Genomic DNA, 11,784 nt, shown 5'->3' with positions numbered 1-11,784 from the left:
TCATGAAGAAGAGCGGTGGCATGCCCTCCGAACGGAAGCTGATGCCGTCCAGAAGCTTGGTGTGGAAGCTCGTCATGATGACGATGCCGCCCGCCTGCTCAATCGTATCAACCACGCAGGCGACCGGCCCACGCGGCAGCATCCAGTACGCGCGCAGCCGCTCGGCGACCTTCTCTGGCGTGAGGCCGCTCTCGTCCAGGTCGATCTGAGGGATCGGCTTGGCGACTTCCAGGTCGTAGGAGCGCAAGAGCCTCGCCACGTGCTGACGCCGGATGTTGATGACCGCACCGATCCGCGCGAGTGGCTTCGCGCCGAGCTTCGTGCGCTTGCGGTAGTGAAAGGCGGGGAACCCGATCGCGCGCTCGCGCTGATGGAAGAAGGCTGTAGGGAAGCGGAGTGCCTTCGCGAGGTTGCCCAGCACCTCGTCGGAGGGTTGGCCGATCAGGCCGTGTTCGAGCTTCGAGATGAGCGCCTGCGTGACAGACGCCTCTCTCGCCAGATCAGCCTGGGTCATCTCGCGCGCCTCACGCGCGAGTCTCAGCATGTCAGCGTTGAAGACCGCGTCGGTCACTTAGCGTCCTCGTCTCGCACGCGCCGCCTCAAAGTCGGTCCGACCAGTGTCAGGGATCCGCTCCGGCGTGATGTCCACCCACGCAGCCTGGGCTTCCGTAGCGGTGACCTGCGCCGTCCAGATCACGTCCTTGCCGATCTGCCTGACAATCATCACCCGCTCGATCGCGGCCCCGGCGGCATCCATTTGGTAGCCCGCATACAGACGCACGGCCGCCTCGGGCAGATCGAGGAGGGGCATCTCGTCGTCATAATCCTGCTGTTGCAGGGTCTGGTAGTTAGCGTGTTGGCCTAACCCGTTCACCTTCTTGACCCGGATCAGCGCCTGATCCCGGTAGTTGAGCAGGTGAAGCCCCCGGCGATCCAGGAAGTTCACCCCAGGCGTGCCGTCGAAGCGGTCCATCAGCGCTCGTTCGGCGTGGTCGTAGATGCAGCACGCGGCAGCGCGATCACTGTGCTGCGCACGAACCGCATCCGAGTACCCGTCACCGTTGTAGGTGGCGACCGCCTCGTACAAGGCGTCGTGGATGCCGAGCAGCAGGGGCTCGATGATCGCCATCTGGCGCGACTGGTCTTCTTCCACGTCCATAAGGCCCTCTCCATCCGGCAGCACGTCGCGCCCTTGGAAGGATATGGCGGAAAATATAACCGTTTCAATAACCGAGCCGCAACTCCTTGTCGGGCCTTACGCTTTGGACTCCTGGGCGTCCCAGACGAGAGCCCTGGAAGCGCTACAATCCGATCTCGACAGCGAGATTGTCGGCGAACAGGGCCCCCTCACGGACGTACCGGCGCAGGGTGCTGAGCGAGGCGTGACGGGTCTGGTGAGCGATCCGGATCTCGCCAACCCCGGCATGGGCGGCCGAGGTCGCGAACCCCGCCCGCATGGAGTGGCCCGCATAGGCCGCCGCGTCGAGCCCGGCGGCGCCAGCGCGGCGCTGGACGATCAGCGCGACGGCGTTGCCGGACAGCCGCCCGCCGAGGCGGCCGTGACGGTCGACGGCGCGGAACGCCGCCCCCTCGGCGATCCCGGTCGCGGCAAGCCACGCCGTGTAGGCGGCGGCCGGACACGTCGCCTGTCCCGTGCGCCCGACCGCGAGCACCGCGCCGCGACCCTCGGCGTCGGTCTTGCTGCGCCGGATCGTGACCCGCAGGCCCTCGGGCAGGACGGCGATGTCGGCCACGTCGAGGGCGGCCAGCTCGGAGCGCCGCAACGCGGCGGCGGTGCCGACCAGGAGCAGGGCGCGGTCGCGCCGGTCGGCGAGGCCGTCGCCGAGCCCGGCGAGCACCTGCTTCAGGCGCGGCACGGTCAGGGCCTCGGCGCGGCGCTGGGCGGAGCCGCGCTCGCGCCGGAGGCCCGCCAGCACGTCGGCCACGGCCGGGTGGCGCACGTCGAGGCCGAGCCCGGCCCGGCGGTGCCGGGCGGCGAGGCTGCTCACCCGCCGGGCGAGGGTCGCGAGCGACAGCCGGTCGGCGCAGTCGGCGAGGTAGAGCCCGACCACGGCCGGGGCGGCGGGCAGCGGTTCGAGGCCGCGGGCGGCGCACCACCCCGCGAATTCCCGCCAGTCGGCCTCGTAGGCGCGGAGCGTGTTAGCGGCGCGCGCCTGCCGAGCGAGTCCGGCGGCGCGGGCGGCGACCGCTTCCAAGTCGAGCGCGGGGCCGATTGCGGTCTCTGCGACAGGGGTAGGAAGGGTGGTCACGGGGAACCCACGTCGTTGGAGGTTTCGGTCGCCAGCAGGTTCTGGATGAGCGTTCGGTGCGTGTGGTTGATTGAGAGGGTCCAGTCGATCTCGCACAGGAGGCGCTCGGCGCAGGTCCGCGCCTTCGTGCCGGGGTCGAGGCCGTGGAGGAGGTGAACTTGCCGTTCGCGCCGCCGCTCAGTCTCGGCGATCTCCCGATCTGCGTCCGCGAGCGCGTCATCGAGGAGCGATGAGGCCGGGACGGGCGCGACGGTCATCCCTGACCCCTCAGGTCCTGGAGCTGGAGTCGGGCCTCAAGGACAAGGCGTAGTTTCGCGTCGGCGAGATCGAGCAGATCCTGGGCGCTCGCCGGGAGGTCGGGGCGTTCCAGGGCCTCCTTCAGCACCCGCTGTTCCTGACGCAGGCCGTCCAGGGTGCGCATGTCCTCCGACATCAGCCGGTCCTGCTCGGCGGTGTCGGCCCCATCCCGGATTAGGGCGAGGAGCCCAGCAGTCCGCGCGGCCGAGCGCATCTCGATCGCGGCGATCTCCCGGCGCACGTCCCGGAGCATCTGCTCCAACAGCGCCACCATGACCGACTCCGTCTTGACCTCCGATAAGCGTCATTATCACAGCCCAGAAGACGCCACCCCGCGGCTGCCCACACCCTAGGCAGCTCCTTCACGAAACTGTGAATTGCCGCCAATTCGGGCTTTGGCGAGCCGCCAAATTCCATTAGGTTACTTTTAAGAATGTATTCACATGTGGCCAGTGAAGTCCATCGACTTCACTGGGGTGGCGAATGCCCCTCCACATGTGACGGGTCTCTCCCGTCTTTATGATGTCGTTCTTGCTCCTTGTAGCAGTATTTCTCAGCTTTTTCAAGATACTGTCTGCCGGTCCGGCCCACTTATCCAATGGTCTCCGCTCTGTACTTTCGGCAAAGAGCGATATTCATAGACGGCCTCGCAACTGGAAATGCCGGGGCCTCACATGTCCAACTCCAATCAGAACGAAGACCGCAAAGATCAGAATGCCTCCGCTGCGCCGGAAGCTTCAAACCCGCTGCGCCCTCATGATTGTCGATATCTCGTACAGGTCAGGAGAGCCGGTCACCTTTCATGGGAGTGCCGCAAGGAGAATGCCCTTCTTCTGAGTACCGCGACGTACGTTGCGGGCGTCCCCGTTCCGGAAGACGTGCGGATCGAACTCTGGGAATGCGAGATCGAGGATTTCGAGATCGATACCTGGGACCGCGTGCGGCTCCTCAAGCGTGACAACAAGGAAATCACGCCCGAGGACGAACGCGCGTTTGAGCGGATCCGGGTGCGCGTTGACCGGTGTCTGACCTGTCGGTGCAAGGTCCCACCGAACGTCGATGACGGGCCGAATTTCGACCGTACCATCGGCGATCTCATCATCGACGCGCGCGCCAAGAAAGACGCGGAGGCCAAGCCCGCTCCCGTCGTTCCTCAGCCGGCTCCGGCTCCGGTGCCGCCGAACCTCACCCCGAAGGCCGAACAGAAGCGCAAGCCCAAGTCCCGCAAGCCGGTTCGGAACGATGGGTGGGGCAGGGACTAGCGCGCCGGCCCGTGGATCGGCCGCTCAGCGGCCGATCCCACGTCCACGATCTCGCCGCATCACGGCGCGGACCCTCAGTAACTCCTGTTCGATACGATGGCGCTCAATCTCCTCTCGACGCAGGTCGCGCTCACGTGCCGAGGCCTGCTCACCATCTCCCAAAGCCAAGCGCCGCTCAGCTTGTTCGTGCCTCAACGCGCGCTGTCGTTCCTGTGCCTTGATGCGCTCATCGGGAGTCAGGCGCTCCCCTTCGCCGCGTGCCAAGCGACCCACCGACACCGCGAGGTTGGTATCCCGCAGCGAGGCCATGGCACCTTCGCTCAAGCTTTGACGCAGGCGGTCGCCGAGTTGCAACCGAAACTGCGCGGCCTTTCGGAGCAGCGTGCGCAGGGTCGCGGTCAGCGTTTGTCGGCGGGCACGCTCAATCCGGAGCGCGTCTACGGCCTCGCCTTGGTCGGTCTGAATGCCAGCGCGGGTTCGGAGGTGGTGTCCCCGCCCGAGCTTCGGCTCCGGCTTCCGATCAAGCACGAAAACCGCTGCGTCGGCTTCGTCCGCCTTCTCCGTGTCACCGCTGGCGCGCGCATCGGCAGCCTCAGCCTTGGCGTCCTCGCATTGTGCCGCGAGCGAGAGGTGGCTGACCCGCGTCGGCGCTCCGGCACGCTCGAGCGCTTCGTTCAGATGCGAAGCCCACGCTTCACGGAGATGCAACAGGGTGTCTCGAGCGTCGAGAGCTTTTTCCTTGCCTTCGAACCCATCGGGACCGACGCGACGAGTCGAGATCAGCACGTGAGCGTGCGGATTGCCGCCGTCCGGATCGTCTTTTCCCGTCCGTCCGTCGTGGTGCGCGATGTCCGCGACAAGACCGAGCGCGACAATCTCCCGCTCGACGAACGCGCGGACCAGCCGGACGCGATCCTCGACGCTCAGCTCGCGCGGCAACGAGAGTACGGCCTCTTTCGCGAGCCTACTGTCGACCCGGCGTTCGCTCGCCTCCACCATCTGCCAGAGCTTCTGGCGATCCGTGCGAGCCCATGCCGGTGCGCTTGGGGGAGCGAGGAGTTCGCGCGACGAGACGCCCTTGCGCCGCCTGTAGTCGAAGACTTGGCCGCGGCGGGCGCAGACCATCCGGGTGCCGGAGCGATAGGCGGCTGCGGCGACGGCCGAACGCCCGCCGGAGCGGCCGATCACCTTCAGCTCGAAGCGGTACAGCGCCATCCCGTCACCGCGCCCTGTGCGCACATACGTGGTCCAGCGGCCCGACGCTGGCTCGGTTTCAGGGTGAGGAACCCTGACGTCCGGCGCCTAAGCGCCGGACTGGGGGGAAGCCGTCCGGCGGGGCGCAGCCCCTGAGGACCGCGGGTGTCGGACGCAGTCCGAGACGTAACCGCGCCCTTCGGGACTCAACCCTAGCTTTGCCCGCCCCTCGAATGCAACTCTCAAAAAGCGAGCTTCGAACATGGACACGACCGAGACCAAGCCGAAGCGCATCAAGCGCACCCCGGAACAGAGGCTGACGGCGCTTGCCGCTGAGACCGCACGTGTGGAGGCAGAAATCCAAGCCAGGGATGAACGGGAGGCGAAGGTCGTCGGCGCTGTTGTGATCCGATGGGCCTACGACAGCCCTGCCAATGCCAAGCAGCTGGTCTCGATCATCGACAACGACGGTCTTCCGGATGTGGACCTCCGAAGGGTCACCGACCTTCTCGGCCGCCTGCACATCTTCTCCATGAGACAGGATCCTGTTCCGCCCACCGAGACGGAGCACTCGTAGGACCCTGCCGACAATGGACGGCGCGAACTCAACCGACCCCGTCATTGAGTTGCTCGACACGCTCAAGGCAGTCCGCCGCGACGTGGACCGACTCGGGCAGGACATGCAGGGGACGCTCAAGGCCGCACAGGCGGCCGAGATGGCGGCTGCAAAACCTCGTACCCTCACCCTCGACGTGTCGGCCCTCGGGCCGGCCTTCGGAACGCTGTCCGACCGCGTCGCGTCGTTGGACACGACGGTCTCCGCGCTCGGGGCCGACCGACTGCGCAGCGAGGTCGTGGCCGCGCTGCACGACGCGCGCGGTGAGATCGACGCAGCGACGCACGGGGTTCGACAGGCAACGGCTCGGCTGACACTTCGCCTCACCGCAGTTCTGAGCCTCGTCGTGCTGGGCGCCACCGGCGCACAGTTTGCCGGCGTCGCCGCGTCTACCTTCTGGGGTCAGGCGGAACGCGCCCGCCTCGCCGCCGAAGTCGAGCGCCTGCGCGTCGCATTGCCGACGCTCCAGGCGCGGGCCGAGGACTGGCAACGCCGCGCAGGCCGCGTGGTGCTGACGAACTGCCAGTCCGATGACAGGCGCACGCGCCTGTGCGTCCGCATCGACCTGAGCGCGCCGCGGTTCGGCCCGCGTGGCGAGTACGCCGTGCTCGACGGCTACTGAGTGCGCAGCGGGCCGTTCGGAATGACGATCGGGTGCATGAGCCTACCGCATGGATGGCACTCGCCGTGACGGACCCGGTCCGGAATCGGAAGGTGGCCTTGCCCTCGCCCGACCCTGCCTCCCGGCAGCTCTTTGCGACGTTTCCGCTGGCCGCTGACCGCTCCAAGATTGCGCTTTCTGAGATCCTCTGTCCGTGGGCTCGAGTTTTTTGAAGGCACCCCCCCCGGTTCGGCCGCCCTTCGCGATCCAAGCCCGCCAAGCGGCATCCACGATGGTGATGCGGTTGGGATCATTGCGCCGGCCGAGAAGGCGGCGCTCCTCGACGTGGAGAAGCCCGGAACGGGCAGCCGTCCGGATCGCGTTGCGTGCCGTCGAGGCCGACACCCCGGCTCGCGCCGCGATGGCCGACACGCACAGTTCACATGCGCCGCGCGCCCGCACCTCGTCGGCGATGATCCGTAACGCGGCGAGTTCGCCAGTCGTGTGCCGGGCCGCGAGCGCCGGGGGCATTGGACCAGAGGCAGCCAAGGTCCGCCGTCGCTCTAGTGACCGAGCGCGATCCGGCGAGCGCTGATGGCGTTTCGGGGGGAAGATGGACGGTCGGCCCGGCGGGGCGTCGCTCCGCGGCCGGGAGCTAGCAGGCCTTCGCGGCGGCACGGGCGCGGCCGGGATGACCGTCCGCCCCTCGATCAGCGCCGACAGCGCCTCGGCCTCGGCCTCACTCACCTGGCCCGCCCCGAAGGCGCGCCACAGCAGCGCCGCCACCTCGGGCAGCGCGCCCCGGGGCGCAACCTCGACGGCGCGCCTAAGTTCTTCAGCGAACATGTCCCAGCCCTTGCGGGCCACGGCACAGCAGCGAGCATCGCCTTAGCGGGCGACACCCTTCCACAGAACGAGCAAGACCGTTGACGGGATTGGCGTCCCGTCTTGACCCCTAAGGGTGCTCGTGAGACTGTCGGGAGGTGTTTGATCCCCCGCCGGTCTCTATGAGATCGGTCCACGGCCTCTCAGGTTGGCGCCTGAGGGGCCGTTGCTTTTTCTACGTTGCCGTCGTGGCGGTTATCTCCTCGAACCGGCACGAGTCCGGCATTCGCCCACCATCCCCGTACCGACACAGGCAGTCAACACGGCTACGGTAAGCCCTCCCTCGACGGGGGTCTCGAAAGGGCGGTCAGATACCCTTTCGAAAGAGTTATGGACACACCCTCTCGTCCGTCTCATTCCGAGTGACCGAGGGGCTGTCATGAGCGAGGTGTCGAAGGGGGTTTCGTCCCGCATCATGACGTATGCGGAGATCGAGGAAGCATTCTCTCTGAAACCGGCTTCAGCTCGGCAGCTCGTGCGCCGACAGGGCTGGCGTAGGCTCCCCGGTAACGACGGTAGGACCCGGATAGAGATCCCTATCGAAGAGTTTGAGCGGGCTCTCAAGAGAGGTGTCGAAACCCCTCTCGATGAAAGCGAAATCGATGCTGAGCCTCCTGTCGAAGGCCCTCTCGAAAGGACCTTCGTTGCCTTCCTAACCGCCCATATCGAACGGCTCGAGCGGGCTCTCACAGAGGCGCAGCAAGCTCTGTCGCAGGCGGTAGCTGACAGGAGCGCCGAGACTGAGAAATCCGATCACTTAGTCGGGGAGGTCGCCGCTCTCGCTCGGCAACTCGCCCAGGTCGTTGAGGAGGCCGGGGGTCGCGAGCGCGAGCTGCAAGCGCGATTAGCATTGGCCGATGCCGCAGCGGCTCAATCACGGGTAGAGTTGAGTGCTTTGGAGAAGAGAGCCGAAGCGGAGACCGCCCAGGCCCGCGCCGAGCTGGAAGCCTGGAAAGCACGCCCATGGTGGCGTCGGCTCGCCGGCTGAACCGCAGTTGTGCACCAGTCCGGATCTGGGAGGCTGTAAGTTCGTAGATCGTCGTGGGTACGGGTGTCCGTCATGAACGAGAGATCGCGTCGCCCACCACAGGAGCCAGGGCGGCCGGGATCCTACTGCAAGCGGCGTGCGGTCTCTGGTACCGGCAGATCGCGGCGGGCGGCCTCGGGGGCTTCCTGGCGGTCCGTGACCCAGATTATCGCAGCGCGCTCGGCCGCGGTCACAACCCGCCCTGGGCCTGCTGCACGGGCTTCCGAGATCAGGGCCTCCAGGGCCGATCTCAGCTCATCTGTGAAGGCGTCGTCGTTCACCCGGTTTGGACCTTTGGTATTTCGTCTACGCCAACTCGGGGTCATCGCAGAGGATGTTCGAAAACGTACGCTAAGCGCCCATACCTATGCAGATTGACAGCGCGGAGACGAACGTTCTCTCTCCGCCTCGTGTCCCGAGATCTCGCCTGCTTGCTTACCAGCATGAGCCGCTGCTGCACGCTAAGTTTTTAGGAAGCCAAGATCATAAATCATCGGTGCTAGCTTCGATGTCAGCGTCTCGTAGGTTGAGTCAAAGACAGCAAATTCGGTTTCGATTTTGTCTTTCTGTTCCTCGCGTCGACCAAGAGCGGATCGGATCTGATACCATCCAACATCGGGGCGATTGAGTTTGAGGCTTTGACGAACGCTATATACATCGGTGATGGAGAAATACGTTTGCCAAAGGATTTTACCTGCTCGTAAGACTGCGGAAGCCTCAACCGAAAACTTCTTTTTATGTAGGTATTGAACCATAAAATCTGATTCAAATCGGTCAGGTGCATTAACTTCAGCCTCGGTGAACGGAATAAAGTGATTGACCAGACTCCATTGGCGACCATTCCACTCCAATCCGTTCGCGCCAGCCGTCAGATTTTGTGTGCTGAACAACATCCAGACTAAGCAGTCCATCTTAAATTCTTCAGTAAGAGGCTCATCAGGCTGTAAGAACTGATCCCGATCATTGAGCCACGACGGCTTAACTAGACGCCGTACCGCAAACACAACTGCCGATTTCCAGAGATTTTCCTTGGTGACGAAAAAACCGCCTGCGCTACAGTACCCTGATGATAGCAAGGCGGTAAGATTTGCGTGTTGAACATCACCACCGGGCGCAATCATTCCGCCGATCGCTCCGTCTGCCCATTTAGTGCCACGCACATCTTTAATACTAGTCGTTGGCACGAGCGCGCCTTTCAAGGGCAGGGCGTCATCCTTATTAGACCTTGCCCGCTTAATCCAATTGCTCAGAAATCGCTCACTTGGTAGATTATAGAATTGCTTTTCGCCAATTGCTTCGCCTTTTTTATTAAGAACCTCCGCAACTATGTTTGTAATTGGTGTCTTCTTTTTTGCGGAATTATCGGTTTCCCAAATAAGGAAGCCAATAGGGAAATTCCCATTTAGACCATCGAATGCTTTGCTAGGCACCAAGAAACCGCCGAGATAAGATGCATTCCAAAACGACCTGAATGGCTCAAAATTTGGAGCATTTACATATTTCAAGGTACTGAACATAGCCAAGGTAGCGTTTGGTATCTCTTTGGCGATCCGCACTAGAAATTGCACGAATAGTTCGCGCGAAGCGTATCCAAAATCACTGATCGTTTTAGCAATCTGCGTCTTTGAAACGCTTTTTTTGCTCTCTGAATTTTTCCCACGAGAACTTGTGATGTTATCTATGTTTGCAGCTTCTGCATATGGCGGATTGATAAGTATCAGGATCTTTCGACCTTCGGCGATTGCCTGCCGCAGAGCGGGCGGCACTTTGTTGGTGAGGCTATAGTCAATTCTGCCATCAGCCGTAATGTCATCATTGAGATAATCATATTGAAACCGAGTGGCGGAAACGCAGGTTCTAGTAGCTTTCATAACATCGACGTCAGCTTGATCTAATGTACTCATAAAAACGTTTCGCGGGTTGGAATGCTTGGTTTCCAAGTTCCCAACGCCGCAGCACATGTCCCAAACTATGTAGTTCTTCTGCCAGTTCTTCCCAAGAACGTCGGCTAACTTATCGTAGGCTTTATCAACCACGTGGAGTGGAGTATAGAAAGCGCCCTTGAAGCTACGCTCGTCTAGCGGGATTAGGGAGTCGCGACGCTCTAATAAGTAATTGCGATACTCCTCATCTGGTGGGCGGTGATAAATTGACCAGAACTGACGGTAACCCTCACGATTACCTAGTTTATAAAGTTTACCGTCGAGGGAAAATACGGGCGCTTCTCCTTGATGGAGAAGTTCGGCCGGCAAGTTTTCATGAGTCGCCTTGGTTCCGTCATGCATGATGTCGGCGAAAAAGAGAAGGGCATATTTATCTACCGGAGCACCGCCGATTTCCCGACCGATCATCTCGACCCATTTATCGAAAACTTGCTTCAAATTATCTGGCGTGATCGAAATGCGGATAATATCGCCCTTTGTCAGAGCGGCTTTTACAGTACTGATGAATTCATCTTCGTGCGTCGCTATCCTGAACGAGACCATCCTTGTTCCAATGAACGCGGATACTTGGTCGAGCGCCTCCTTCGGGAATTTAGTAGCCGACTTGCCCCATTTTATCGTCTTCTTTTTCAAAAATGGAATAACATCAGCGGTCTTCATCAGAGCCGCCTTCTCAGTATCCATTACTGCCAGGAACGGTGGTAACTCGTCCCCTTTATTCAACCCATCCTGCACATAATGCAGAAGCTGGGTGAACATCTTATAACTTGAGTCCTTGCCGTGATGTTTAGCCTCGAACCACATTTCCTTCGTACGAATATCAATTAGCCCTTTGGTATATTTCTTCAAGCCTAACGCCTGAATGTAAACATCTTTGACGTCTTCCTCGCTGCGGACATCTTGTAGTTTTTTGTACAGAGACATTATGTTCCCGCTGGACCATGCCCGATGCACGGTAGACATCGCCGTTCGCATATGCCGTGGCAAGCGCTGTGGCAGCGTCGTGAATATCCTCACCCATGGGGTTCTCGTAGTCGAGGGCGGCGGAGACAACGCCTACTGGACACGCGTCCTCGTCACGTAGAAGGGGACCCAAAACTCAGTTCGAAACCACGAGGCGTAGGCCCTGGCGCGGGAGATACGCGCGCTCAACGTCGGCTTCGTTCGCAGCCAGAAGGCGCGCCAAGTCAGACAAGCTGTATCCAAGCTCGTTGCAGTGATACTTGATGATATCTCTAAGGCGCCAAGGTTCTTCTACCTGTATTTCGTATGGCTCACCCTCGTTGAAAGATTTATTATACTGAACATTCATGTTTTTGTACTGAGAATCAGTAATTAATTTTAGGTCGTAAGTTCTTTTAATCAAGCTTTTTATAGAGACCTTCCAGTACGCTTTCACTCTACCGAGAGCAGTAATCTTAGGAGATATCAAATATGATTTGATATCCGAGGCAGGCATGAGGAAAGCCGCAGCGAAGCGGTGCGCCTCCTCTTCCATCTTCTGATCGTCGTCAGGCACGGTGTGCATAACGATGTGTCCAAGCTCGTGCGCGAGCGAGAAACGGAAGCGGTCCCCGGCAACATCCTTGTTCATGAAGAAGAGCGGTGGCATGCCCTCCGAACGGAAGCTGATGCCGTCCAGAAGCTTGGTGTGGAAGCTCGTCATGATGACGATGCCGCCCGCCTGCT

General features: G+C 61.6%; 12 protein-coding genes. 4 read left to right on the top strand and 8 right to left on the bottom strand.

The window, feature by feature from the left end; all coding sequences use genetic code 11:
• The 5 genes from IVA74_RS19365 to IVA74_RS19345 form a co-directional block, all read right to left on the bottom strand.
• On the bottom strand, window positions 1–571 hold a 571-nt coding region (locus tag IVA74_RS19365; RefSeq protein WP_247347242.1), incomplete at its 3' end, for a helix-turn-helix transcriptional regulator.
• Window positions 572–1,159: a hypothetical protein gene (locus IVA74_RS19360; protein ID WP_247299914.1), complete on the bottom strand. Its 588-nt coding sequence runs from the start codon at window positions 1,157–1,159 to the stop codon at window positions 572–574. It abuts the gene before it with no gap.
• Between the two features lie 142 nt (window positions 1,160–1,301).
• Window positions 1,302–2,270, bottom strand: a complete 969-nt coding sequence (locus IVA74_RS19355; protein WP_247330373.1) for a tyrosine-type recombinase/integrase — start codon at window positions 2,268–2,270, stop codon at window positions 1,302–1,304.
• Window positions 2,267–2,527: a hypothetical protein gene (locus IVA74_RS19350; RefSeq protein WP_247299890.1), complete on the bottom strand. Its 261-nt coding sequence runs from the start codon at window positions 2,525–2,527 to the stop codon at window positions 2,267–2,269. Before IVA74_RS19350 ends, IVA74_RS19355 begins: the two co-directional genes overlap by 4 nt.
• On the bottom strand, window positions 2,524–2,841 hold the full coding sequence (locus IVA74_RS19345; RefSeq protein WP_247299892.1) for a hypothetical protein: 318 nt from the start codon (window positions 2,839–2,841) through the stop codon (window positions 2,524–2,526). The genes IVA74_RS19350 and IVA74_RS19345 overlap by 4 nt, the downstream gene beginning before the upstream one ends.
• Before the next feature lie 604 nt (window positions 2,842–3,445).
• Here IVA74_RS19345 and IVA74_RS19340 point away from each other — a divergent pair.
• On the top strand, window positions 3,446–3,829 hold the full coding sequence (locus tag IVA74_RS19340) for a hypothetical protein (protein WP_247330370.1): 384 nt from the start codon (window positions 3,446–3,448) through the stop codon (window positions 3,827–3,829).
• Between the two features lie 24 nt (window positions 3,830–3,853).
• On the opposite strand, the gene mobQ is transcribed toward IVA74_RS19340, so the two are convergent.
• Window positions 3,854–5,044, bottom strand: coding sequence for a MobQ family relaxase (mobQ, locus tag IVA74_RS19335; protein ID WP_247299895.1), 1,191 nt, complete (start codon window positions 5,042–5,044; stop codon window positions 3,854–3,856).
• Window positions 5,045–5,285: 241 nt separating this feature from the next.
• Here mobQ and IVA74_RS19330 point away from each other — a divergent pair, with 241 nt between their 5' ends.
• From IVA74_RS19330 to IVA74_RS19320, 3 genes are all read left to right on the top strand, one after another.
• Window positions 5,286–5,600, top strand: a complete 315-nt coding sequence (locus tag IVA74_RS19330; protein WP_247299899.1) for a hypothetical protein — start codon at window positions 5,286–5,288, stop codon at window positions 5,598–5,600.
• 13 nt (window positions 5,601–5,613) lie between these two features.
• Complete coding sequence (locus IVA74_RS19325) at window positions 5,614–6,261, top strand: hypothetical protein (RefSeq protein ID WP_247299902.1); 648 nt, start codon at window positions 5,614–5,616, stop codon at window positions 6,259–6,261.
• Between the two features lie 1,243 nt (window positions 6,262–7,504).
• Window positions 7,505–8,113 carry a hypothetical protein gene (locus tag IVA74_RS19320; protein ID WP_247299906.1) on the top strand — a complete coding sequence of 203 codons (609 nt, stop codon included), beginning with the start codon at window positions 7,505–7,507 and terminating at the stop codon, window positions 8,111–8,113.
• 500 nt (window positions 8,114–8,613) lie between these two features.
• Here IVA74_RS19320 and IVA74_RS19315 read toward each other — a convergent pair whose 3' ends face one another.
• Both IVA74_RS19315 and IVA74_RS19310 read right to left on the bottom strand, forming a co-directional pair.
• On the bottom strand, window positions 8,614–11,019 hold the full coding sequence (locus IVA74_RS19315; protein WP_247299909.1) for a hypothetical protein: 2,406 nt from the start codon (window positions 11,017–11,019) through the stop codon (window positions 8,614–8,616).
• 175 nt (window positions 11,020–11,194) lie between these two features.
• The coding region (locus tag IVA74_RS19310; RefSeq protein ID WP_247347240.1) for an ImmA/IrrE family metallo-endopeptidase at window positions 11,195–11,784 on the bottom strand (590 nt) is incomplete at its 5' end.

Origin of the sequence: Bradyrhizobium sp. 132 (genome assembly GCF_023074185.1) — a bacterium.
Taxonomy (GTDB): Bacteria; Pseudomonadota; Alphaproteobacteria; order Rhizobiales; family Xanthobacteraceae; genus Bradyrhizobium.
Note: the sequence above shows the minus strand (reverse complement) of the source record. Positions and strands in the feature narration are given on the sequence as shown.

Excerpts from the sequence above, each read along its gene's own strand:
- IVA74_RS19360 (WP_247299914.1), bottom strand. The coding sequence starts at position 1,159 with ATGGACGTGGAAGAAGACCAGTCGCGCCAGATGGCGATCATCGAGCCC.
- IVA74_RS19320 (WP_247299906.1), top strand. The coding sequence starts at position 7,505 with ATGAGCGAGGTGTCGAAGGGGGTTTCGTCCCGCATCATGACGTATGCG.
- IVA74_RS19315 (WP_247299909.1), bottom strand. The coding sequence starts at position 11,019 with ATGTCTCTGTACAAAAAACTACAAGATGTCCGCAGCGAGGAAGACGTC.
- mobQ (WP_247299895.1), bottom strand. The coding sequence starts at position 5,044 with ATGGCGCTGTACCGCTTCGAGCTGAAGGTGATCGGCCGCTCCGGCGGG.
- IVA74_RS19350 (WP_247299890.1), bottom strand. The coding sequence starts at position 2,527 with ATGACCGTCGCGCCCGTCCCGGCCTCATCGCTCCTCGATGACGCGCTC.
- IVA74_RS19330 (WP_247299899.1), top strand. The coding sequence starts at position 5,286 with ATGGACACGACCGAGACCAAGCCGAAGCGCATCAAGCGCACCCCGGAA.
- IVA74_RS19345 (WP_247299892.1), bottom strand. The coding sequence starts at position 2,841 with ATGGTGGCGCTGTTGGAGCAGATGCTCCGGGACGTGCGCCGGGAGATC.
- IVA74_RS19325 (WP_247299902.1), top strand. The coding sequence starts at position 5,614 with ATGGACGGCGCGAACTCAACCGACCCCGTCATTGAGTTGCTCGACACG.